The 22,671-nt window shown below is 60.4% G+C and carries 19 protein-coding genes; 12 read left to right on the top strand and 7 right to left on the bottom strand.

All coding sequences use genetic code 11. The annotated features are described in order from the left end of the window. Positions 1 to 50: 50 nt before the first annotated feature. The 6 genes from ACZ0AI_RS15240 to ACZ0AI_RS15215 form a co-directional block, all read right to left on the bottom strand. Complete coding sequence (locus ACZ0AI_RS15240) at positions 51 to 422, bottom strand: gamma-butyrobetaine hydroxylase family protein (protein ID WP_463562591.1); 372 nt, start codon at positions 420 to 422, stop codon at positions 51 to 53. Positions 423 to 511: 89 nt separating this feature from the next. Further along, on the bottom strand, positions 512 to 1,852 hold the full coding sequence (gene hslU / locus ACZ0AI_RS15235; protein ID WP_463562590.1) for an HslU--HslV peptidase ATPase subunit: 1,341 nt from the start codon (positions 1,850 to 1,852) through the stop codon (positions 512 to 514). Between the two features lie 24 nt (positions 1,853 to 1,876). Next, complete coding sequence (gene hslV / locus ACZ0AI_RS15230; RefSeq protein ID WP_225837659.1) at positions 1,877 to 2,413, bottom strand: ATP-dependent protease subunit HslV; 537 nt, start codon at positions 2,411 to 2,413, stop codon at positions 1,877 to 1,879. 220 nt (positions 2,414 to 2,633) lie between these two features. Then, positions 2,634 to 3,329 (bottom strand): SPOR domain-containing protein, encoded by a 696-nt coding sequence (locus ACZ0AI_RS15225; protein ID WP_463562589.1) that lies wholly within the window; start codon positions 3,327 to 3,329, stop codon positions 2,634 to 2,636. Continuing rightward, complete coding sequence (gene argS / locus ACZ0AI_RS15220) at positions 3,330 to 5,093, bottom strand: arginine--tRNA ligase (RefSeq protein ID WP_463562588.1); 1,764 nt, start codon at positions 5,091 to 5,093, stop codon at positions 3,330 to 3,332. It lies immediately after the preceding gene. A 152-nt stretch (positions 5,094 to 5,245) separates the two neighbouring features. Next, positions 5,246 to 7,465: a primosomal protein N' gene (locus ACZ0AI_RS15215; protein WP_463562587.1), complete on the bottom strand. Its 2,220-nt coding sequence runs from the start codon at positions 7,463 to 7,465 to the stop codon at positions 5,246 to 5,248. Positions 7,466 to 7,632: 167 nt separating this feature from the next. Between ACZ0AI_RS15215 and rpmE the strand changes: the two genes are divergently transcribed. The 4 genes from rpmE (at position 7,633) to ACZ0AI_RS15195 (ending at position 11,478) form a co-directional block, all read left to right on the top strand. Next, positions 7,633 to 7,848, top strand: a complete 216-nt coding sequence (gene rpmE / locus ACZ0AI_RS15210; protein WP_463562586.1) for a 50S ribosomal protein L31 — start codon at positions 7,633 to 7,635, stop codon at positions 7,846 to 7,848. A gap of 25 nt (positions 7,849 to 7,873) precedes the next feature. After that, positions 7,874 to 8,671, top strand: coding sequence for a thermonuclease family protein (locus ACZ0AI_RS15205; RefSeq protein WP_463562585.1), 798 nt, complete (start codon positions 7,874 to 7,876; stop codon positions 8,669 to 8,671). After that, positions 8,671 to 10,107 (top strand): M48 family metalloprotease, encoded by a 1,437-nt coding sequence (locus tag ACZ0AI_RS15200; RefSeq protein WP_463565947.1) that lies wholly within the window; start codon positions 8,671 to 8,673, stop codon positions 10,105 to 10,107. Before ACZ0AI_RS15205 ends, ACZ0AI_RS15200 begins: the two co-directional genes overlap by 1 nt. Before the next feature lie 102 nt (positions 10,108 to 10,209). After that, entirely contained in the window at positions 10,210 to 11,478 is a 1,269-nt protein-coding gene (locus ACZ0AI_RS15195) for a malic enzyme-like NAD(P)-binding protein (protein ID WP_463562584.1), read from the top strand. A 230-nt stretch (positions 11,479 to 11,708) separates the two neighbouring features. On the opposite strand, the gene ACZ0AI_RS15190 is transcribed toward ACZ0AI_RS15195, so the two are convergent. After that, the gene (locus ACZ0AI_RS15190) at positions 11,709 to 14,147 is read right to left on the bottom strand and encodes a penicillin-binding protein 1A (RefSeq protein WP_463562583.1); all 2,439 of its coding nucleotides are present in this window, start codon (positions 14,145 to 14,147) and stop codon (positions 11,709 to 11,711) included. Between the two features lie 181 nt (positions 14,148 to 14,328). Here ACZ0AI_RS15190 and ACZ0AI_RS15185 point away from each other — a divergent pair, with 181 nt between their 5' ends. From ACZ0AI_RS15185 to ACZ0AI_RS15150, 8 genes are read left to right on the top strand one after another with little or no spacing between them, the layout of a single operon-like run. Further along, the gene (locus tag ACZ0AI_RS15185; protein ID WP_463562582.1) at positions 14,329 to 15,393 is read left to right on the top strand and encodes a pilus assembly protein PilM; all 1,065 of its coding nucleotides are present in this window, start codon (positions 14,329 to 14,331) and stop codon (positions 15,391 to 15,393) included. Then, the gene (locus ACZ0AI_RS15180) at positions 15,393 to 15,965 is read left to right on the top strand and encodes a PilN domain-containing protein (RefSeq protein ID WP_463562581.1); all 573 of its coding nucleotides are present in this window, start codon (positions 15,393 to 15,395) and stop codon (positions 15,963 to 15,965) included. The genes ACZ0AI_RS15185 and ACZ0AI_RS15180 overlap by 1 nt, the downstream gene beginning before the upstream one ends. Continuing rightward, positions 15,962 to 16,585, top strand: coding sequence for a type 4a pilus biogenesis protein PilO (gene pilO, locus ACZ0AI_RS15175; RefSeq protein WP_463562580.1), 624 nt, complete (start codon positions 15,962 to 15,964; stop codon positions 16,583 to 16,585). The genes ACZ0AI_RS15180 and pilO overlap by 4 nt, the downstream gene beginning before the upstream one ends. Further along, a complete protein-coding gene (gene pilP / locus ACZ0AI_RS15170) occupies positions 16,582 to 17,100 on the top strand; it encodes a type 4a pilus biogenesis lipoprotein PilP (RefSeq protein WP_463562579.1) in 519 nt (172 codons plus the stop codon). Before pilO ends, pilP begins: the two co-directional genes overlap by 4 nt. 54 nt (positions 17,101 to 17,154) lie before the next feature. Continuing rightward, the gene (gene pilQ / locus ACZ0AI_RS15165) at positions 17,155 to 19,296 is read left to right on the top strand and encodes a type IV pilus secretin PilQ (RefSeq protein ID WP_463562578.1); all 2,142 of its coding nucleotides are present in this window, start codon (positions 17,155 to 17,157) and stop codon (positions 19,294 to 19,296) included. Between the two features lie 3 nt (positions 19,297 to 19,299). Continuing rightward, complete coding sequence (gene aroK, locus ACZ0AI_RS15160; protein WP_463562577.1) at positions 19,300 to 19,818, top strand: shikimate kinase AroK; 519 nt, start codon at positions 19,300 to 19,302, stop codon at positions 19,816 to 19,818. Between the two features lie 51 nt (positions 19,819 to 19,869). Further along, on the top strand, positions 19,870 to 20,976 hold the full coding sequence (aroB, locus tag ACZ0AI_RS15155) for a 3-dehydroquinate synthase (protein WP_463562576.1): 1,107 nt from the start codon (positions 19,870 to 19,872) through the stop codon (positions 20,974 to 20,976). A gap of 7 nt (positions 20,977 to 20,983) precedes the next feature. Continuing rightward, on the top strand, positions 20,984 to 22,588 hold the full coding sequence (locus ACZ0AI_RS15150; protein ID WP_463562575.1) for an AAA family ATPase: 1,605 nt from the start codon (positions 20,984 to 20,986) through the stop codon (positions 22,586 to 22,588). Positions 22,589 to 22,671 lie beyond the last annotated feature (83 nt).

Here is a 22,671-nt window from a genome sequence, read left to right as displayed (position 1 = left end):
TCATTGCAGCAGGAAAATAGCTGCGCCAAATCGTTACGGATGACTGCGCATCAGAGCATCAGGCGCACGACCGACTCATCGGGGTCGCGAGATCTGCCCGCGGCGGCGAGCTCGGCCAGATAGTCACGCCAGAGGTCGTCCTGGCGCAGCGCCAGTTGCTGAAGGTAATCCCAGCTGAACAGCCCGCTGTCATGGCCGTCATCGAAGGTCAGCTTGAGCGCGTAATTGCCTGCCGGCTCGATGCCGATCAATGCGACATTGAGTTTGCCGGTCTGCAGAATCGGTTTGCCATGGCCCTGCACCTCGGCCGACGGCGAATGCACGCGCAGGAATTCTGCCGGCAACCTGTAGCTATCGTTGCCGTATTGCAGTTCCAGTATGCGCGACGCCTTGTGCAGCTTGATCGAGGTAGGGACGAGCATGATGGTAGCTCCAAACCACATGCTACAAGCCGCAAGAAGAGCCGAAGCGGATGTGCTTGCGACTCGCAGCTTGCAGCTTGTGGCTGCTCTTAGAGGATATAGCGTGACAGGTCTTCGTCCTCGGCCAGCTCGCCGAGGTGGCTGTTGACGTAGGCCGCGTCGATGCGGATGACCTCGCCATTCTGCTGCCCAGCCAGATCACCGGCACTGAAGGACACTTCCTCCAGCAGACGCTCCAGCAGCGTGTGCAGACGACGGGCACCGATGTTCTCGGTCTTCTCGTTGACCTGCCAGGCGATCTCGGCCAGACGCTTGATACCGTCTTCGGCAAACTCCACGCCCAGACCTTCGGTCTGCAGCAGCGCCACGTACTGCTCGGTGAGCGATGCATGGGGCTCGCTGAGAATGCGCTCGAAGTCTTCTGGCGACAGCGCCTTGAGCTCGACACGGATTGGCAGGCGACCCTGCAGCTCCGGCACCAGATCGCTCGGCTTACTGAGGTGGAAGGCGCCGGATGCGATGAACAGGATGTGGTCGGTCTTGACCATGCCCAGTTTGGTGTTGACGGTGCAGCCCTCGATCAGTGGCAGCAGATCGCGCTGTACGCCCTCGCGGGAAACGTCGGCGCCGCCGGCGTTGGCTCGCTTGGCCACCTTGTCGATCTCGTCGATGAACACGATACCGTGCTGCTCGACTGCCTCCAGGGCCTTGGCCTTGAGTTCTTCCTCATTGACCAGGCGCCCGGCTTCCTCTTCACGCACCAGCTTCAGTGCGTCCTTGACCTTGAGCTTGCGGCTCTTCTTCTTGCCCTTGCCCATGTTGGAGAACAGGTTCTGCAACTGGCTGGTCATTTCTTCCATGCCGGGCGGCGTCATTATTTCGATACCGGCAGGGCTGTCCGCCACTTCGATTTCGATTTCCTTGTCGTCCAGCTGGCCTTCGCGCAGGCGCTTGCGGAACAGCTGGCGAGTATTGGAATCATTGCCCGATGCAGCTTCCTCGGCGAAGCCGTTGCGTGCCGGTGGCAGCAGGGCATCGAGAATGCGGTCTTCGGCGGCGTCTTCGGCGCGGTGGCGCACGCGGACGATTTCCTGCTCGCGCAGCAGCTTGAGTGCAGCATCGGCCAGGTCGCGGATGATCGATTCGACATCACGGCCGACATAGCCGACCTCGGTGAACTTGGTCGCTTCCACTTTCAGGAAGGGCGCATTGGCCAGCTTGGCCAGGCGCCGGGCGATTTCGGTCTTGCCGACGCCGGTCGGGCCGATCATCAGGATGTTCTTGGGGGTGACCTCGGCGCGCAGCTCGGCTGGCAGCTGCATGCGCCGCCAGCGGTTGCGCAGGGCGATGGCCACGGCGCGCTTGGCGTCATCCTGGCCGATGATGTGGCGGTTGAGTTCGTGGACGATCTCGCGGGGTGTCATGGACATGAGCGGGCTCCGATCAGGACTGGCCTAGATGGCCGAGTCCAGCTCCTCGATGGTCAGATTCTGATTGGTGAAGACGCAAATGGAACCGGCGATTTTCAGCGCGGTTTCGGCGATCTCGCGGGCGTCGAGGTCTTCACTGCCTTTTTGCAGCAGAGCCATGGCTGCGGCCTGGGCGAAGCCACCGCCAGAACCCATGGCGATCAGGCCATGCTCGGGTTCGACCACGTCTCCGTTACCGGTGATGATCAGCGAGGCATCTTTGTTGGCCACGGCCAGCATGGCTTCCAGGCGGCTCAGGGAACGGTCGGTACGCCAGTCTTTGGCCAGCTCTACGGCGGCACGAACCAGGTGGCCCTGATGCCTTTCCAGCTGCGACTCGAAACGTTCGAACAGGGTGAAGGCATCGGCGGTGGCGCCGGCGAAACCGGCGATGACCTGACCGTGGTACAGGCGACGGACTTTTTTCGCGTTGCCTTTCATCACGGTATTGCCGAGGGAAACCTGGCCGTCGCCACCCATGACGACTTTGCCGTGGCGGCGGACTGAAACGATAGTGGTCAAGGGCGTGCTCCTTCGGCAGCTCCGGGGTTGACCTGTTATATGGGGATGGCTTGTGCGCGCTTCAAGGCGGCCGGCATGAACGGTAGAAGAATGGCCGTGGCTGCTGGGTGGCGGGTAAGGTCTGGGCCGGTGGGCTGAAACGGATCGCCGCCCGGGCCACCCTACAGAGGGGGCCCCTGTTGTGGGCTTCAGCCCACCAAATCCACAGGGCGAGCGAGGTTTAGCGGCTCTGGCGCTGTTGCAACAGGAGGTTACTGAAGCCGTTGGCAGCCAGGGCTTTCTGCGACTGAGCCAGTTGCTCGCGGTTGGCGAACGGGCCAACCAGGACGCGGTGCCAGGTTTCGTCACGCACCGTGCCGGACTCGACGCGTACGTTCTGGCCGAGCAGGGTGATCTGCGCGCGCACGCCTTCGGCGTCGTCCTTGCGGCGGAATGAACCGGCCTGCAGGAAGAACTGCGTGGCCAAAGGCGCTTGCACGGCGGGAGTCGGTGTCGCAACGGGCGGAGCTGGCGGCGGGGTTTCGCCGTTGAGCGCAGCCTGGGCGCGGGCCGCGTCGATCTTCGCCGCTTCTTCGGGGGTTACTGGCGGCGGGGTCGGCGTGGCGGGCGGTGGTACGGCGTCCGGTGGCACGATGACTTCCGACTCCGGCAGTAGGGTGTAGAAGTCGTATTTGGGCTTGCCAGGTTCCTGGCTGGTCGCCGATGGCGTCGCCTTGGGCGTGGTGCTGGCGCGCTCTGGCTGCGGTTTCTCGCGCTTGATCGCATCGCTGCCCGGCTGCAGGTTGAACAGCAGCATGGCGAACACGCCAACCACCAGCCCGCAGGCCAGCCAGATCCAGCCCGGTACCGGGCGTTTGCTCGGAGCCTTGTAACGGCTGGCGCCGCGTTTCGGTGCGGGCTTCTTGCGGGCTGCCACTTACATGCGCTCCAGGGTTTCCAGGCCGAGCAGTTGCAGGCCTTGCTTGAGGGTGCGACCGGTCAGCGCGGCAAGGCGCAGGCGGCTCTGTCGTGTGCTCTCGTCCTCGGCGCTGAGCACCGGGCAATGCTCGTAGAAGCTGGAGAACAGCCCGGCAACATCGTACAGGTAGGTACAAAGCACGTGCGGTGTGCCTTTGTCCGCGACGCCGCCCAGCACTTCGCCGAACTGCGCGAGCTTGCCGGCCAGTTCGATTTCCTGGGACGCTTGAAGTTCGATGCGGCCGTCGAGCTGATCGGCGCTCTTGCCCAGCTTGCGGAAGATGCTTGCCGTGCGGGTATAGGCGTAAAGCAGATAGGGCGCGGTATTGCCCTCGAAGCTAAGCATCAGCTCGAAGTTGAAGCTGTAGTCGCTGGTGCGGTGCTTGGACAGATCGGCGTACTTCACCGAGGCAATGCCCACAACTCGGCCAATTTCGCGCAGTTCGGCTTCGTCGAACGGCGTCTCACCCTTGGCCGCGCGCTGGTCGTTGCGCTCCTTGACCAGCTCGTAGGCGCGGGTTTCAGCTTCGTCGAGCAGGTCGATGAGTTTTACCGTGCCGCCATCGCGGGTCTTGAACGGGCGTCCGTCGGCACCGTTCATGGTGCCGAAGCCCATGTGTTCGAGCTGCATGCCTTCATGCACGAAGCCGGCACGACGCGCGACTTCGAAGGCCATCTGGAAGTGCAGGGCCTGGCGCTGGTCGACGAAATACAGCGCGCGGTCAGCATTGAGCTGCTGGCTGCGGTAACGCATGGCGGCCAGGTCGGTGGTCGAGTACAGGTAGCCGCCGCCAGCCTTCTGCACGATTACCGGTAGCGGATTGCCTTCGGCGTTCTTGTAGTCGTCGAGGAAGACGCACTGGGCGCCGTTGTTCTCGGTCAGCAGGCCTTTTTCGCGCAAGGCTTCGATCACGCCGGGTAGCTCGGCGTTGTAGGCGCTTTCGCCTTTGATGTCGGCCGGGGTCAGTTTGACGTTCAGGCGGTCGTAGGCCTTCTGGCAATGGCTCAGGGAAATGCTGTTGAAACGGTGCCACAGGCGCATGCACTCCGGCTCACCGGCCTGTAGTTGTACGACTAGGGCGCGGGCGCGTTCGGCGAACTCTGCGGAGTCATCGAAGCGCTTCTTGGCGGCACGGTAGAAACCTTCGAGGTCGGCCAGTTCGCTTTCTGCGGCGGCCGGGTTCTCTTCCATAAAGGCCAGCAGCATGCCGAACTGGGTGCCCCAATCGCCGACGTGGTTCTGGCGAATCACCTCGTCGCCGAGAAACTCCAGCACTCTCGCCACGGCGTCGCCAATGATGGTCGAACGCAGGTGGCCGACGTGCATTTCCTTGGCCAGGTTCGGCGAGGACAGGTCGACGATCACACGCTCCACTGCGCCGTCCTTGCGTACGCCAAGGCGCTCGTCGGCCAGCGCGGCTTCCAGACGCTCAGCCAGGGAGTCGCTGTTCTGGAAGAAGTTGAGGAAGCCCGGGCCGGCGATTTCGACCTTGCTGACTTGCGGATCTGCAGGCAGCGCATCAATCAGCTTCTGAGCCAGGTCGCGTGGCTTCATCGCCGCGGGCTTGGCCAGCATCATGGCGATGTTGCTGGCGAAGTCGCCGTGGGTCTTGTCGCGGGTGTTCTCCACCTGGATCGTCGGGCTCAGGCCTTCTGGCAGAACGCCTTCGGCGGTCAGGCGGGTCAGGGCTTGCTGGATCAGGTGGCGAATACTGTCTTTCATGGTCTGCTCATTCGGCCGCGAGATGCGGCGCCGCTCGAAAGCGTGGGTGGAAAACGGGGCATTATAAAAGCAGCCGCAAGCAGCAAGCCACCAGCCACAAGTAAAAGCATGCCTCAGTGTTGCCTCAAGCCTTGCAGCTTGAGGCTTGCCGCTCAAAAAAGGTCTATCGGATCGACATCCAGCGACCAGCGTACGGCGCGCCCGCTGGGCAGGCTTTCCAGCACCAGCAGCCAATGGGCGAGCAGCTTGTGCAGAGGTGCGCGGGCGTTGCCTTGCAGCAGCAGCTGGGCTCGGTAGCGGCCAGCGCGGCGCTCCATGGGTGCAGGCACTGGGCCAAGCAGCTCGACCCCGGTCAGGCCCAGCTCTGCCAGCAATCGCTCGGCTTCGTTGCACGCTTCGTCGAGAAATCCTTCCGCCTGGCCAGGCTTGTGCGCTTCGGCGCGCAATAGGGCCAGATGACAGAACGGCGGTAGGCCGGCGGCACGACGCTCGCTGAGGGCCTGGTCGGCGAAGGCGAAGTAGCCTTGCTCGGTCAACTGCACCAGTAGGGGATGGTCGGCCAGGTGACTCTGGATGATTACCTTGCCCGGCTCCTCCGCGCGCCCGGCACGCCCCGCCACCTGGACGATCAGTTGGGCCATGCGCTCGCTGGCGCGGAAGTCGGCGGAGAACAGGCCGCCATCCGCGTCGAGGATGGCCACCAGGGTCACCCGCGGGAAATGGTGTCCCTTGGCGAGCATCTGGGTGCCGACCAGGATGCATGGCTCGCCGCGTTGCACGGTGTTGAACAGGTTGGTCATCGCTTCCTTGCGCGAGGTGCTGTCGCGATCCACTCTTAGCACCGGTACCTCGGGGAAGAGAATTTCCAAGCGCTCCTCGGCGCGCTCGGTGCCGGCGCCGACCGGGCGCAGGTCGACATTGTTGCAGCTCGGGCAGTTGCTCGGCTGGCGTTCGGCGTGGCCGCAGTGATGGCAGCGCAGTTCGCGGCTGCGTTGGTGCACGGTCATGCGCGCGTCGCAGCGTGGGCACTGCGAGAGCCAGCCGCATTCGTGACAGAGCAAGGTGGGCGCGAAGCCGCGGCGATTGAGAAACACCAGCACTTGTTGGCCGGCCGCCAGGGTTTTGCCGATGGCTTGCTGTAGCGGTGGCGACATGCCGGCGTCGAGCGGACGGCTCTTGATATCCAGGCGCAGGAAACGTGGCGGATGAGCACCACCGGCACGCTGATTCATGCGCAGCAGGGCGTAGCGGCCGCTATGGGCGTTGTGCAGGCTCTCCAACGAGGGAGTGGCCGAGCCGAGAACGATCGGTACGTTCTCCTGATGGGCGCGTACCACGGCCAGGTCACGGGCGTGGTAACGCAGACCTTCCTGCTGTTTATAGGAGGCGTCGTGCTCTTCGTCGATGATGATCAGCCCTGGGCGCTTCATCGGGGTGAATAGCGCTGAGCGGGTGCCGATGATGATATCCGCCTCACCGTCGCGGGCGGCCAGCCAGGCATCAAGGCGCTCGCGGTCGTTGACCGCCGAGTGCAGCAGGGCGATACGCGCGTTGAAGCGGCGCTCGAAGCGCGCCAGGGTCTGTGGGCCGAGGTTGATCTCGGGAATCAGCACCAACGCCTGCTTGCCGGCCTCCAGCGTTTCGCGGATCAGTTGCAGGTAGACCTCGGTCTTGCCGCTACCCGTGACCCCTGCAAGCAGAAACGCGTTGAAGCTGCCCAGCCCGGCGCGTATCGCTTCGGCCGCGGCGCGCTGCTCGGGGTTGAGTGGCAGCTCCGGTTGAGCCAGCCAGTTGGCGTGGCGCTCGGGGCTGCTCAGGCGGCGCACTTCGACGCACACCAGATCTTTCTCCTGCAGTAATTGCAGGCTGTCGCGGTTAATCTGCAGTTGGCTGATCAACTGATGGGCGACGCCGTGGGGGTGCTGGGCGATGGTCTTCAGCGCTTCACGCTGACGTGGAGCCCTGGTCAGGCGTGGGTCGTCCAGTTGCGCGTCCTTGGCAATCAGCCAGAAGCGCTCCTGGCGCGCTTCGGCCGGCTCACCCTGGCGCAATAGTACCGGCAGCGCCCAGCTCAGCGTGTCGCCCAGGCTGTGCTGGTAGTACTGCGCCGTCCACTGGCAGAGGCGTAGCAACGCTGGTGGCATGGGCGCTTGCAGGTCGAGCAGTTGCAGGGCGGGCTTGAGCTTGTCGGCCGGTACGTCGCTGTGGTCGCTGACCTCTATCAGTACGCCGATCATCTCGCGGCGGCCGAACGGCACGCGCAGCCGTGCGCCAGGCTGCAGGTCGCGGGCCGACACGCCAGGCGGGGCGAGGTAGTCGAACAGGCGGCGCAGTGGCGAGGGCAGAGCGAGTCGCAGGATGGCGTCGGGCACGCGGAGGGCTCCAGGCGGGCGAGGCGCGATCTTAGCATGCTCATGTGCGACGGCCGGTAGCCGCTGCCGAGTTGCATCGGCGGTACGCTCTGGTATGATCCGCGACCAACCTACGTGCGGTACCGGGCATCCAGTCTGGTGGCGGCACAAGACCTGAGGAAACAATCATGAAAGCCGATATCCATCCGGAATACGTCGCCATCGCCGCTACCTGCAGCTGCGGTAACGTCATCAACACGCGTTCCACTCTGGCCAAGCCATTGAGCCTGGACGTATGTTCCGAGTGCCACCCGTTCTACACCGGCAAGCAAAAAATGCTGGATACTGGCGGCCGTGTTGATCGCTTCAAGCAGCGTTTCGGCATGTTCGGCGCCAAGCAGTAAGCTTGCGCGCAGCGACGGAGGCCTTATGGGCTGTGCCGCGCTACTGAAGAAGGCGTCCCTAGTGGGCGCCTTTTTCATTTCTGTGCTTTGTCTACCCGCATACGCGCTCTGCCCCTCGCCAGGCGAGCTGGCGCAGATCAAGGTGCAGCGTGTGGTGGATGGTGACACCGTGCGCCTGGCGGATGGGCGCAGTATTCGCCTGATTGGCCTCAACAGCCCAGAACTGGCGCGCAAGGGGCGGCCCGCGGAGCCGTTTGCTGCAGCCGCGCGCGATCGCCTGAGCCAGCTGGTCACGGCCAATGGCGGGCGTGTGGGCGTGAAGACTGGCGAGCAGAAGCAGGATCGTTACGGCCGAACCCTGGCCCATCTTTACGACAGAGCCGGCAATAACCTGGAGGCACAGATGCTGGCCGAGGGTTTTGGCCAGTTGGTGGCGATTACGCCGAATGTGGCCCTGGTCGCTTGTCATCGCCAAGCCGAGCGCAAGGCTCGTAGTGCGCGGGCTGGGCTTTGGGCACAGTTGCGGCCCTTGCCGGCCCGTGCAGTTCGCAACGGCGGCTTTGTGTTGCTTGAGGGGCAGGTGCAGCGGGTTGAGCGAAACCGTGGTGGCGTCTGGATAGAGCTGGGCAACTCTGTGGTGCTGCGTATCGCGCCACAGGTACTTGGCACCTTTGAGCCTGCACTGTTGCGTAATCTGCAGGGCAAGCGCATCGAGGGGCGCGGCTGGATGATCGATCGCTCCCGCGGTGGTGGCCTCAAAACGGGCCAAGCACGCTGGATGTTGCCGCTGACCCACGGGGCCATGCTGGAGGTGTTGCCATGATGCTGCGTCTGCTTTGTATGCTATCGGTGCTGGCGCCATTGGTAGGGTGTGCAGTGAACCCCGCCACCGGGCGCAGCGATTTTGTGATGATGAGCGAGGCCCAGGAGCTGGCGCTGGGACGCGATGCCCATCAGCAGATTCTTCAACAATACCCGCGCTACGCCGACGAGGCGTTGCAGACCTATGTACAAGGCGTGGGCGAGCGAGTAGCTCGCTACAGCCACCGTGGTCAGCTGGACTACCATTTCACGGTGATCGACAGTCCGGACATCAACGCGTTCGCTCTGCCCGGCGGGTACATCTATATCCACCGTGGTCTGCTGGCGTATCTGGGGTCGGAAGCGGAGTTGGCGGCGGTACTTGGTCATGAGGTCGGCCACGTCACCGCGCGCCACGGGGTTCGCCAACAAAGTCAGTCGACGGCCTGGAGCATTCTCGGTCAGGCCGTGGCGATGGGAACTGGCGTGGGCGCAGCAGGCGATGTGACCGGTGCTCTGGGCAGTGCTTTCGTGCGCGGTTATGGGCGTGACATGGAACTGGAAGCCGATGGCCTGGGGGCGCAGTACCTGGCGCGCGGCGGCTATGACCCACAGGCGATGATCGAAGTGGTGAAGGTGCTCAAGCTGCAGGAGGATTTCGCCCGTGATCAGGCTGCCAGCCGCGGCGAGGAACAGCCGGTCAGTGGTTACCATGGCTTGTTCGATACCCATCCGGATAACGACCGGCGCTTGCAGGAAGTTCTCGGGCCGGCGCGCGCACTGGCCACCGGGCAGCAGGAGGTCAACCGTGATGCTTTTCTGCAGCGCCTGCAGAATCTGCCGTTCGGCGATTCGGCCGAGAGCGGCATTCGTCGTGGTGAGCGCTTCTACCACCGTGACCTCGACTTCACGCTGGCCTTTGCCAAAGGCTGGAGCATCGTCAATCAGCCTCAGGTGTTGATTGGTCATTCGCCTGACGAGCAGCTCTTCGTCGCCATGACCCTGGAAGACAGTCCAGGCGGCCTCGATGCTGCGACTCTGCTGCGTCAGCGTATCGGCGGCAATCGCTTACGCGACGAGGCGCCTTTGCAGCAGGCCGGTTTGCAAGGACACATGGGAGTGATCGATGGTAGTGCGCCGCGCCGGGTGGCGGCTATCCTCAAGGGTGGCAAGGCGTATCTGTTCGTCGGCGCGGTCAAGGGCCGCGCAGTGCGAGCAGAGGACGATGCGCAGTTCATCGCTGCGATCAAAAGTTTCCGATCCTTGCCGGCAGCCGAACGCAAGCTGGCCGAGCCGTTGAGGCTGCAGTTGGTGCGTGTGGGTAACGACCAGACGCTCAAGGCCCTGGCGGCCGAAAGCGGCCTTTCAGGCGATGGCGAAGGCCGGCTGCGCTTGCTCAATAATCTTTATCCACAGGGCGAGCCACGCCCAGGCGAATGGTTCAAGACGGTTCGTTGAGGCACGTTTGCAGGCTGACTGCATAGTCTTGTGCAGGTCCCTGCAACTTGCGTATCCTCGGCCGCCTGCCAGTCAATAGCCCAAAAAAGCGGAAATGCCACTATGTCTGATCTGAAAACTGCCGCTCTCGAATACCATGAGAAGCCCCGTCCGGGTAAGTTGAGCGTCGAGCTCACCAAGCCCACCGCCACTGCCCGTGATCTCTCGCTGGCCTATAGCCCGGGCGTCGCCGAGCCGGTGCGTGAGATCGCTCGCGATCCGGAGCTTGCCTACCGTTACACCGGTAAAGGCAACCTGGTAGCAGTCATTTCCGACGGCACCGCGATTCTTGGCCTGGGCAACCTCGGCCCGCTGGCCTCCAAGCCCGTTATGGAAGGCAAGGGTGTACTGTTCAAGCGTTTCGCCGGTGTCGACGTGTTCGACATCGAAGTCGATGCCGAGAGCCCGCAGGCTTTCATCGACACCGTCAAGCGTATCTCCATCACCTTCGGCGGCATCAACCTGGAAGATATCAAGGCGCCCGAGTGCTTCGAGATCGAGCGCGCCCTGATCGAGCAGTGCGATATCCCGGTTTTCCACGACGACCAGCACGGTACCGCGATCGTGACCGCCGCCGGCATGCTCAATGCACTGGAAATCGCCGGTAAGACCCTGCCGGAAGCCAAGATCGTCTGCCTGGGTGCTGGCGCCGCAGCCATCTCCTGCATGAAGCTGCTGGTGAGCATGGGTGCCAAGGTCGAGAACATCTTCATGATCGACCGTAACGGTGTGATCCATGCAGGCCGTGATGATCTGAACCAGTACAAGGCGGTATTCGCTACCGAAACCACCAAGCGTACTCTGGATGACGCGCTGACTGGTGCTGACGTATTCGTCGGTCTGTCCGGCCCGGATCTGCTGAGTGCCGAAGGTCTCAAGCTGATGGCACCCAACCCGATCGTGTTCGCGTGCTCCAATCCGGATCCGGAAATCAAGCCGGAACTGGCACACGCCACTCGCGATGATGTGATCATGGCCACCGGTCGTTCCGACTACCCGAACCAGGTCAACAACGTACTGGGTTTCCCGTTCATCTTCCGTGGTGCTCTGGACGTTCGTGCCACCCGCATCAACGAAGAGATGAAAATCGCCGCTGCCAATGCCCTGCGTGAACTGGCCAAGCTGCCGGTGCCACAGGAAGTCTGCGACGCCTATGGCGGTATCGCCTTGGAGTTCGGTCGTGAGTACATCATTCCGAAACCGATGGATGCCCGTCTGATCACCGTGGTTTGCGATGCCGTGGCCAAGGCTGCTATCGAAAGTGGTGTGGCGACTCTGCCGTATCCAAAGCACTACCCGCTGCAGTCGGTCAACGACGTGTTCAACGGCTGAGTGATCGGCTGGTGAAATAAGAAACCCGCTTCGGCGGGTTTTTTCATGGCTCGGTTTTAGTGGCGAGGTACCTATGGCAAGGAGTCATAGTCTGGCCAGTAATGCGGTGGGCTTTGGCCTGCAGCGGTTGCTGATGCAGAAGCGGGTGGAGACAAGTGAGAGCGCTGCGACTCTGCAGTGGTCGTTGATCCGGCAACTGCACGCGTGAGCTTGCAGTTGCCGGAGCCTCGTCAGAACAGGTCGATCGGCGCGGCTTCATCGGCAGGCAGTGGGCTGCCTGGCGCGCCCATGCCTGGGTCGAGCTCGTTCATCGGTGGCGGCGAGTCTTCGCTCTTGAACAGTTCGAAGTAGGCGTCCGGTGTACCTGGTGCTGCTGCACGGCCGCTGTGCGGATCGACGCGCAGGGTGAGGATGCCGTCCGGCTCGCTCGGCGTATGGTTGGGCTTGTCTTTGAGCGCGGCGCCCATGTAGCCCATCCAGATTGGCAGCGCTACGGTGCCACCGTACTCATTACGGCCTAGGCTTTCCGGCTGGTCGAAGCCAGCCCACACGGTCGTCACGTAGTCGGCGTTGTAGCCGGAGAACCAACTATCTTTCGATTCGTTGGTGGTACCGGTCTTGCCTGCCAGATCGGTTCGTCCCAGTGCCATGGCGCGGCGTCCGGTGCCACGCTTGATCACGTCTTGCAGCATGCTGGTCATGATGTAGGCGGTGCGCTCGTCAAGAATGCGCTCGGCTGCTACCGGCTCTGGCGCTTCCGGCAGCTGCGTCGGAGCAGCCTCTGTGGTGCTCATTACGCCTTCTTCATTCACCGGGGGCGGTACTTCGACTTGCGTACTGTTGGGTACGGTAGGTGGGTTGGCGATGAACTGCGGATCACCGTGGCGGTTGTCGATGCGTTGGATCAGGTAAGGCTGAACCTTGTGCCCGCCGTTGGCGAACGTCGTCCAGCCGGTAGCGATTTCCATGGGTGTTAGGTTCGCGGTGCCTAGCGCCAGAGATAGATTGCGTGGCAGGTCTTGGCGGTTAAAGCCAAAGCGCTCGATATAGGTCAGTGTCTGCTCGATGCCCATGGCCTGTAGTAGGCGAATCGACACCAGGTTGCGCGACTTGTACAGCGCTTCACGCAAGCGGATGGGGCCGAGGAAGGTATTGTTATCATTCTTCGGGCGCCAGACTTGATCCATGTAATCGTCGACAAAGACGATAGGGGCATCGTTGAGCAGGCTGGACGCGGTGTAGCCGTTGTCCAGTGCCGCGCTGTAAATGAATGGCTTGAAGCTTGACCCCGGCTGACGTTTAGCCTGGATGGCACGGTTGTAGTTGCTCTGCTCGAAGGAGAAACCACCGACCAGGGCGCGAATCGCACCATTCTGCGGGTCTAGGGAAACCAAGGCACTCTGCGCGCTGGGTAGTTGCACGAAGCGCAGGCTCTGATCGTCTTGGCGCTGCACACGAACCAGGTCGCCGATCTGTACCACGTCAGCGGGTTGCTGTGGTCGTGGGCCAAGGCTGTTGGTGTTGAGGAAGGGGCGAGCCCATTTCATGCTGTCCCAGGACACGGCTTCTTCGCTGCCGCTACGAGTCAGCACCAGAATGCCGCTTTTCTCGACCTGAGTAACGATCGCGGGATCCAGTCCGCCCCTTGTGCCCTGTTTGCTCAGCTCCGCCTGCCAGGTCTCCCGAGTCATTCCGGGGAGGCGGCTTTCCGGGCCACGGTAGCCGTGGCGCTGGTCGTAATCGATGAGACCGTCCCGCAGCGCTTGGTTGGCCATCATCTGCAGATCGCTGGGCACCGTGGTGGTGACGTTGAAGCCTTGGGTGTACGCATCGCTGCCGTAGCGGCCGACCATCTCGGCACGTGCCATCTCGGCGACATAAGGGGCAGGCACTTCCGGTGTTTTCACGTGGTAGCTGGCGTCTACCGGCTCGGCGAGCGCGGTCTCGTAGCGGGCCTGGTCGATGCGGCCCAGTCGGAGCATGCGGCCGAGAATCCAGTCTCGACGCTCTTTGGCGCGAGTCGGGTTGGTCAGCGGGTTGAAGCTCGAAGGTGCCTTGGGCAGACCGGCTATCGTCGCAAGCTGCGATAGGCTCAAGTCTTTGATGGATTTGCCGTAATAGACTTGAGCAGCAGCCTCAATGCCATAGGCACGGTGACCCAGGTAGATCTTGTTGACGTAGAGCTCGAGGATTTCGTTCTTGCTCAGCTCGCGTTCGATCTGCAGGGCCAGGAGGATTTCGGTGATCTTGCGTGAGAAGCTACGCTCGCTGGTGAGGAAGAAGTTCTTCGCCACCTGCATGGTGATGGTGCTGCCGCCCGATTGAATTTGCCCCGTTTTCAATAATTGCGTGGCAGCACGCATCAGGCTTGTAAGATCAACGCCATAATGGTTTGCGAAGTTGTCGTCCTCTGCAGCGAGCAGGGCACTGGTGAAGTCAGGCGGTATGTCGGCGAATGCGATGGGTGAACGGCGCATTTCCCCGAATTCGGCAATGAGTTTTCCATCGCTGCTGTAGACCCGAAGCGGAATCTGTAGCTCTATGCTGCGCAAGGCATCGACAGAGGGTAGAGTCGGGCTCAGATAGAGAAAGGCACCGCTGAGGCTGAGTAATAGCGCACAAAAAACAGCGATAACGGACCAGCAGAAAAACTTCAGCAAACGCATCAAGATTTTTGGATTTCCAGATAAAAGAATGAGTTAAGCGGAAGACAAAGCGAAAAGGCAAAAACGGATCACATTATAAGCGTTTTTTTTGCTGGGGAGCCATTTGCGCTTCTGTCAAGTCTGCTATTTAATGTGGAAAAACATAAATCGTCCGTAAGTTATGGATGTGAATAGGAAATCGGTCGTGCTAGGGCTCTTCAGTAAGAAAGCGAATACGCTTTTGGGGATCGATATAAGTTCGACCTCAGTCAAGCTCCTCGAATTGAGTCGCTCAGGAAGCCGCTACAAGGTAGAGGCTTATGCTGTAGAGCCGCTCCCCGCCAATGCTGTCGTCGAAAAAAATATCGCCGAGCTCGAGGGTGTCGGTGAGGCGCTGTCGCGCTTGCTGACGAAGGCGAAGACCAATGTGCGCACGGTGGCAGTCGCTGTCGCCGGCTCTGCGGTCATCACCAAGACCATTGAGATGGAGTCCGGACTTTCGGATGACGAGTTGGAAAATCAGCTGAAGTTGGAAGCTGACCAGTACATCCCTTATCCGCTGGAAGAGGTGGCGATCGATTTCGAGGTTCAGGGTACGTCCCCGCGCAACTCGGATCGGGTCGAAGTGCTGCTGGCCGCCTGCCGCAAGGAAAACGTCGAAGTCCGCGAGGCCGCCCTGGCGCTGGCTGGTCTGACTGCCAAAGTAGTGGATGTCGAAGCCTACGCTTTGGAGCGTGCCTACAACTTGCTCTCCGAGCAGCTTGGTGGTGTCCATGATGAGCTGACCGTTGCGGTGGTCGACATCGGCGCGACCATGACCACGCTCAGCGTGCTGCATAACGGGCGCACCATCTACACTCGCGAGCAACTGTTCGGTGGTCGGCAATTGACTGAAGAGATTCAGCGCCGCTATGGCCTTTCCGTCGACGAAGCGGGTCTCGCGAAAAAACAGGGTGGCCTGCCCGACGATTACGAAAGCGAGGTACTGCAGCCGTTCAAGGATGCACTTGTGCAGCAGGTCTCTCGTTCGCTGCAATTCTTCTTTGCCGCCGGCCAGTACAACGATGTCGATTACATCCTGTTGGCGGGCGGGACGGCGTCGATCCCGGATCTTGATCGACTCATTCAGCAGAAAATCGGTACCCAGACGTTGGTCGCCAATCCATTCGCGGACATGGCCCTGAGTGGCAAGGTCAATGCGGGTGCGCTGGCCAGTGATGCGCCGGCACTGATGATTGCCTGCGGCCTGGCGATGAGGAGTTTCGACTGATGGCGCGGATTAACCTCCTTCCCTGGCGCGAACAACTGCGCGAAGAGCGCAAGCAGCGCTTTCTGGTTGCTCTTGGTGGTCTGTTGATTGCTGCCGCTGCGGTGGTGTTCTTTGGTGATCAGTACCTCAATGGCGAGATTGAGAACCAGCAAGCGCGCAATGCATACGTGCGTAAGGAAATAGCTGTACTGGATACGCGTATCGCTGAAATCAGCGAGCTGCGGACACGCCGTCAGCAGTTGTTAGAACGGATGAAAATTATTCAGGATTTGCAGGGTAATCGTCCGATTATCGGCCGCGTATTCGATCAGATGGTTCGTACCTTGCCGGATGGTGTGTATTTCACTGGGGTGAAAATGACCGGCAAAACCATTGCCATTGTGGGCGCGGCTGAATCGAACAGCCGGGTTTCCAAGTTAATGCGTGATATGGATGCATCCGACTGGCTGGCAGCGCCTAACCTGACCGAGGTTAAGGCAGTCACCGCCGGTGCGGTAGATCAAGCCAATACCTTCCAGTTGACCGTTCAGCAAGCGCAACCAGTCAAGCAAGAAACGGAGGTCAAGCCATGAGCCTGAACGATTCACTGGCCGGCTTGCGCAAGATCGACTTCAACGATCTTGATCTCAACAACATCGGCTCTTGGCCTGCAGCAGTCAAAGTTATTGCTGGTATTCTGACTGTGGTGCTTGTTCTGGCTCTCGGGTACAACTTCCATTTGAAGGATTTGCAAGCCAATCTGGAGCGCTTGCAAGCTGAGGAGGGGACGCTAAAGCAGCAGTTCTCTACCAAGGCCTTTCAAGCTGCCAACCTTGAGGCCTATCGCGAGCAGATGAAGGAAGCGGAAGTGTCATTCGGTGCTCTGCTCAAGCAGCTGCCTAGCGACACTGAAGTGCCAGGCTTGCTGGAGGACATCACTCGAACCGGCTTGGACAGCGGTCTGGAGTTCGAAGAGATCAAGTTGCTACCGGAAGTCACTCAGCCTTTCTACATCGAGTTGCCCATCCAGATTAAGGTGGTTGGCGGCTATCACGACCTGGCTACCTTCGTCAGCGGTGTTGCCAGTCAGCCGCGTATCGTAACGCTGCATAATTTCGAGCTCGTTCCTGCGGAACAGGGCAGTACCTCCAAGCTGCGCATGAGTATCCTGGCGAAAACCTATCGCTACAACGACAAGGGAGCACAGCCATGAAGCGCGTCTTCTTGTCGAGCATGCTACTGCTTAGCCTGGGGGGCTGCGGTGGCGGTGACTTTACTGATCTTCAGGCTTACATGGACGAAGTGAGAGCGCGGCCGAAAGGTCAGATCGAGCCTCTCCCTCAGCCTCAGCCTTACGAGAGTTTCACCTATAGCGCTGCAGCGATGCGTAGTCCATTCCAGCCGCCCGTGAAAATTGATTTGGTTAGTCGGGTGAAAGGCGACAAGGAAGTAAAACCGGACGAAACACGGGTCAAGCAGTTTCTCGAAGGGTTCAATATCGAGCTCTTCGAAATGGTGGGTACGCTTGCCAATGACAACGGTTCATTCGCCTTGGTTAACGGGGCGGGCGGCGTTCATCGCGTCAAGGTCGGGGATTACCTGGGACGCAATGATGGCCGAATCGTATCCATCGACAGTGCCAAGATCGACGTGGTCGAAATCGTCCCTGACGGTGATGGTGGCTGGCTCGAACGCCCCCGTACCCTCACTCTGAAGGAGCGCTCCTGAGGAGCGAGGTGAAGCATGAATAGAAATAACCGGTCTGCCAAACGGAACCCAAGCATGAACAGCTCTCTATCTCGCCTAAGCATTTCGCTGCTGGTGGCTATGCTCTCTCCTGCCGTCCTGGCCGCCAACCTGCAGGCGCTGGATGTGGCTGCTCTGCCGGGTGACCGCGTCGAGCTGAAGCTGTCCTTCGATGAGCCGGTCACGGCTCCGCGTGGCTATACCATTGAGCAACCCGCGCGTATCGCGCTGGATCTGCCAGGGGTTGCCAACAAACTCGGCGTCAAGAATCGCGAGTTGGGGATGGGCAATGCCCGCAGCGTGACTGTAGTCGAAGCCAAAGACCGCACCCGCCTGATCATCAATTTGACCAGTCTGTCGCCGTATAACACCCGTACTGAAGGCAATAACCTGTTTGTACAGGTCGGAGCGGGTGTTGCCACGACCGCTGCTGTCCCGGTGAATACGGCAGCCGCTGCCCAGCCGGCAACACCTGTCGCCGCTCCGGCCGCCCCCAAGGTGTTCGGCGCGGTGAACAAGGCGATCAGCAATATCGACTTCCAGCGTGGCGAGCAGGGTGAGGGCAACATTGTTATCGATTTGTCCGATGCCTCTGTGAGCCCTGATATTCAGGAGCGCGGTGGCAAGATCATCCTCAATTTCAACCGTACTCAATTGCCCGAAGCACTGCGCGTGCGCCTGGACGTGAAGGACTTCGCGACACCGGTGCAATTCGTCAGTGCCAGCGGCACGGGAAATGATGCGAGTATCGTTATCGAACCCGTCGGCGCTTTCGACTACCTGGCCTATCAGACCGAGAACAAGCTGACCCTGAGCGTCAAGCCGCTGACCCCGGAAGATGCCGAGAAGCGTCAGGCCGAGCGCTTTGCCTACACCGGCGAAAAACTGTCGCTGAACTTCCAGGACATCGACGTGCGCTCAGTACTGCAGCTGATTGCTGACTTTACTGACCTTAATCTGGTCGCCAGTGACACGGTGGCTGGCAATATCACCCTGCGCCTGCAGAACGTGCCATGGGATCAGGCACTGGATCTGGTGCTGAAAACCAAGGGATTGGACAAGCGCCAGATTGGCAACGTGCTGCTGGTTGCGCCTGCTGAAGAAATCGCCGCGCGTGAGCGTCAGGAGCTGGAGTCGCAGAAGCAGATTGCCGAGCTGGCACCGCTGCGCCGCGAGCTGATTCAGGTCAACTACGCCAAAGCGGCTGATATGGCCAAGCTGTTCCAGTCGGTGACCAGTGCCAATGGCGGCGTAGCGGATGATCGGGGTTCGATCACTGTCGATGAGCGCACCAATAGCATCATCGCGTATCAGACTCAGGAGCGTCTGGACGAACTGCGTCGAATCGTGGCGCAGCTGGATGTGGCGGTGCGCCAAGTGATGATCGAGGCACGTATCGTCGAAGCCAATGTGAACTATGACAAAGCGCTGGGTGTGCGTTGGGGCGGTGGCGCGAGAAACGGGGCATGGGATGTTAGTGGCAAGGATGGGGTTCAAGCATTTGATGAAGATACTGGCCAGCGGTTAAACGTGGGAACTGATCGGGTTGGTAGCACTACTTTAGAGGATGGATTGGCGCGTTTGCCTTTCGTTGATATGGGCGTTGCCGGTAGCACCTCCGGTATCGGTATTGGCTTCCTTAGCAACAACGTCGTGCTAGACCTTCAGCTTTCGGCGATGGAAAGCTCGGGCAATGGTGAGATTGTTTCTCAGCCAAAAGTAGTCACCTCAGATAAAGAAACGGCTAAAATTCTTAAAGGCCAGGAAGTGCCCTATCAAGAAGCGAGTTCCAGTGGCGCCACCTCTACCTCTTTCAAGGAGGCAGCCCTTTCATTAGAGGTTACCCCGCAAATTACTCCGGATAATCGAATCATCATGGAGGTTCGGGTTACTAAAGACTCCGCAGATTATCAGCGTGCCATCAATGGTGGGGCTCCGCCGATCAATAAGAACGAGGTGAATGCCAAGGTGTTGGTCGCCGATGGTGAGACTATTGTTATCGGTGGTGTGTTTGAAAACACGCAAAGTAAGGCGGTAAGCAAAGTGCCTTTCTTGGGCGATGTGCCTTATCTGGGTCGCCTGTTCCGCCGTGATATCGTGCAGGACAACAAGACCGAGTTGCTGGTTTTCATCACTCCGCGCATCATGAACACTTCCGCGGTGGCCGTGAGTCGGTAATTTGTGCGTAATCTGATCCTTGTCGGCCCGATGGGTGCTGGAAAAAGCACCATCGGGCGCTTACTTGCCAAAGAGTTGCGGTTGCCATTCAAGGACTCCGACAAGGAGATCGAGCAGCGTACCGGTGCTGATATTCCCTGGATTTTCGATGTCGAGGGTGAGCAGGGCTTTCGTGAGCGTGAGCAGGCAGTGATCTGCTCGCTTTGCGAGTCTGATGGTCTGGTCTTGGCTACCGGGGGCGGCGCCGTATTACGACCGCAGAACCGCCAGGCCTTGCATGCTGGCGGGCGAGTGGTCTATCTGCATGCCTCCGTCGAGCAGCAGATCGACCGCACGGCACGTGATCGAAATCGCCCATTACTGCGCACGCCCAACCCTGGCAAGGTGTTGGCTGATCTGCTTGCTATTCGTGATCCGCTGTATCGGGAAATTGCCGATGTGATCATTGAAACCGATGAGCGCCCGCCGCGTTTGGTGGTTCAGGAAATTCTCGAGAGGCTGGAAGCGCTAGCGCCCCGTTAATGACTGGGGCGAACTGCGTTATCCTAGAGCCCTTTTTAAATTGGGGGCTCCATGCAAACACTCCATGTTGATCTCGCTGAGCGCAGCTACCCCATTCATATCGGTGCTGGATTGCTCAGTCGTGCCGATTTGCTGGCGCCATATATCGTCGGTCGCCAAGTTGCCATTGTCACCAATGAAACCATCGCACCGCTGTATTTAGCGGGATTGGAGGCGACGTTGGCGGATTATCGCGTCACTTCGATCGTACTACCCGATGGCGAAGGGTTCAAAAACTGGCAAACGCTGCAAACTATCTTCGATGGCCTGCTCGGTGCTCGTCATGATCGTCGCACGACGGTCATTGCTTTGGGTGGTGGTGTGATTGGTGACATGGCTGGCTTCGCGGCAGCCTGCTATCAGCGTGGCGTGAATTTCATCCAGATTCCTACCACACTGTTGTCCCAGGTGGACTCCTCCGTAGGCGGCAAGACCGGCATCAATCACCCAATGGGCAAGAACATGGTTGGTGCTTTCTATCAGCCACAGGTGGTGCTGATCGATACGCGTAGCTTGGATACGCTGCCGCCGCGTGAGTTGTCGGCAGGACTGGCCGAAGTAATCAAGTATGGGTTGATCTGCGATGAGCCCTTTCTTGGCTGGCTCGAGGCCAATATGGCTGCATTGCGCGCGTTGGATCAGGTTGCATTGACCCAAGCCATTGAGCGCTCCTGCGCTGCCAAGGCGCGAGTGGTTGGCGCTGACGAACGAGAAACGGGTGTGCGAGCCACGTTGAATCTCGGTCACACCTTTGGCCATGCCATCGAGACTCATATGGGCTATGGCGTCTGGTTGCATGGTGAAGCGGTAGCCGCCGGAACGGTGATGGCGTTGGAGATGTCTCATCGACTGGGGTGGATCAATGCCGATGAGCGTGACCGTGGTGTTCGCCTGTTTCAGGCGGCTGGCCTGCCCGTAGTGCCGCCGCGGGAAATGACCTCGGCGCACTTTCTTGAGCACATGGCAGTCGACAAGAAAGTGTTGGATGGCCAGTTGCGACTGGTACTGCTGCGTTCGCTAGGCGAAGCGGTAGTGACCAGCGATTACCCGCGAGACATCTTGAGTGCCACCCTGGCTGCCGATTACTCGGCGCTGGTGGCTCGGCTTAACAATCAGTGAGTATTCAATGACCAGTTTGCACGCCGACGAAGCGTTTCTCGACCACTATCAGTTCACCCATGACCCGTTCGCGGCGCGGGTGCCGGGCTTCAAGTTCTTCCCGGCGCAGCGCAAGCCTGTGCTTGGGCAGTTGCACCATCTGGCGCGTTATAGCCAGTTGCTGCTGGTGGTGACGGGGCCTGAAGGCAGTGGCAAGACCTTGCTGCGGCAGGCGTTGGTCGCCAGTACCAACAAGCAAGCCGTGCACAACGTGGTGGTTTCTGCTCAGGGCGCGGCAGACCCTGCGACACTGATGCGCCATATCGCGCAGGGCCTCAATACTCAGCAGACGGATCGCGCGTCGTTATTGGCTCAGGTCGGCCAGTTGTCGCTGACAGGGCAGGAAGTTTATCTGCTCATCGACGATGCCGAGGAGCTCAGTGAAGCGTCGCTGGAAGCGTTGCTGGTGCTCACCCAAGGCAATTCTGACGGGCGTCCCCATGTCTTTCTATTCGCCGATACGGATCTGATCTCGCGCCTGGAGGCGTTGGCAGGCGCAGAAGAGGCATTCCACGTCATCGAACTGCAGCCTTATGCAGAGGATGAGACGCGTGAATACTTGGCGTTACGTTTGGAGGGTGCCGCGCAGGGTATAGAGTTGCTTTCCGAGGAGCAGGTCGAATTGATTCACGATCGTTCCGGCGGCTGGCCGGGCGAGATCAATCGGGTGGCCCGTGACGTCTTGGTCGATGCTATGGCGTCGCGCCGCGGAGCGGCTAAGGCCGGTGGTTTCTCCTTCAATCTGCCGAGGAAGCATCTGCTCGCCTTGGGTGTGGTCGCTCTCGGTGTGGTAGCGGCCCTGCTGATGCAAGGCCGTTCGGGCTCCTCGGATGCTCCGGAAACTCAGGCGCAGTTGCCTATCGATGCCACGCAACAGCCGCAACAGCCGCCCGAAGCTCAGGCGGCTCAGCCAGGCGCCGAGCAGGGAGCGGATGGCCGGCCTGCCATTGAGTTCGCCGGTAGCAATCAGCCGCTGCCGCTGCCTTTGGTTGGGCAGTCCCAGCCAGTGATCCGTCAGCCTCTGGCTCAGGCAGCCGGCGAGACTGATGGTGAGGCCAATGTGGAGTTGCCCGAGCCAGTGGCAAGCACGCCGGTGACCGTGCCGCCAGTGGCGTCCCAGTCAGCCCCCGAGACTACGCCGCCCGCTGCGCCTGCTCCCGTCCCCGCTCCTCAGGCAGCGCCGCCAGTTGCGCAGCAACCCAAGCCGGCTGAGCAGCCGAAGCCGACCCCTGCGCCAGCACCCAAGCCCGCTCCTGCACCTCCGGCGCCTACAACAGCCGGCGCAACGCAGGGCAGCGGCTGGTATGCGACGCAGACCAAGAGCCATTACACCCTGCAGATTCTCGGTACCAGCTCGGAAAGCAGTGCACGCTCATTCGTGAGTCAGAACGGCGCGCAATACCGCTACTTCAAGAAGATGCACCAGGGTAAGCCGCTTTTCGTCATCACTTATGGTAGTTTTGCCAGCCGCGATGCCGCCCAGGCAGCCGTGAAGACTTTGCCAGCCAAGGTTCAGGCCGGTAAGCCCTGGCCGAAAACCTTCGCCAGCGTCACCCAAGAAATGGCGCCCTGATAGAAACGTGCCCGTTACGGTGTAATTGTCGTAACGGGCTCTTTCATTTTTGCGACATTTTATTCCTGTTTTTCGTCACATTG

The sequence above is a fragment of the Pseudomonas sp. AC355 genome (genome assembly GCF_979258205.1).
Note: the sequence above shows the minus strand (reverse complement) of the source record. Positions and strands in the feature narration are given on the sequence as shown.

Bases quoted from the DNA above. Each gene is read 5' to 3' on its own strand.
- hslU (WP_463562590.1), bottom strand. From the start codon at position 1,852: ATGTCCATGACACCCCGCGAGATCGTCCACGAACTCAACCGCCACATC.
- rpmE (WP_463562586.1), top strand. From the start codon at position 7,633: ATGAAAGCCGATATCCATCCGGAATACGTCGCCATCGCCGCTACCTGC.
- ACZ0AI_RS15200 (WP_463565947.1), top strand. From the start codon at position 8,671: ATGCTGCGTCTGCTTTGTATGCTATCGGTGCTGGCGCCATTGGTAGGG.
- pilQ (WP_463562578.1), top strand. From the start codon at position 17,155: ATGAACAGCTCTCTATCTCGCCTAAGCATTTCGCTGCTGGTGGCTATG.
- aroB (WP_463562576.1), top strand. From the start codon at position 19,870: ATGCAAACACTCCATGTTGATCTCGCTGAGCGCAGCTACCCCATTCAT.
- ACZ0AI_RS15180 (WP_463562581.1), top strand. From the start codon at position 15,393: ATGGCGCGGATTAACCTCCTTCCCTGGCGCGAACAACTGCGCGAAGAG.
- pilP (WP_463562579.1), top strand. From the start codon at position 16,582: ATGAAGCGCGTCTTCTTGTCGAGCATGCTACTGCTTAGCCTGGGGGGC.
- argS (WP_463562588.1), bottom strand. From the start codon at position 5,093: ATGAAAGACAGTATTCGCCACCTGATCCAGCAAGCCCTGACCCGCCTG.
- ACZ0AI_RS15205 (WP_463562585.1), top strand. From the start codon at position 7,874: ATGGGCTGTGCCGCGCTACTGAAGAAGGCGTCCCTAGTGGGCGCCTTT.
- pilO (WP_463562580.1), top strand. From the start codon at position 15,962: ATGAGCCTGAACGATTCACTGGCCGGCTTGCGCAAGATCGACTTCAAC.
- ACZ0AI_RS15240 (WP_463562591.1), bottom strand. From the start codon at position 422: ATGCTCGTCCCTACCTCGATCAAGCTGCACAAGGCGTCGCGCATACTG.
- ACZ0AI_RS15150 (WP_463562575.1), top strand. From the start codon at position 20,984: ATGACCAGTTTGCACGCCGACGAAGCGTTTCTCGACCACTATCAGTTC.
- ACZ0AI_RS15195 (WP_463562584.1), top strand. From the start codon at position 10,210: ATGTCTGATCTGAAAACTGCCGCTCTCGAATACCATGAGAAGCCCCGT.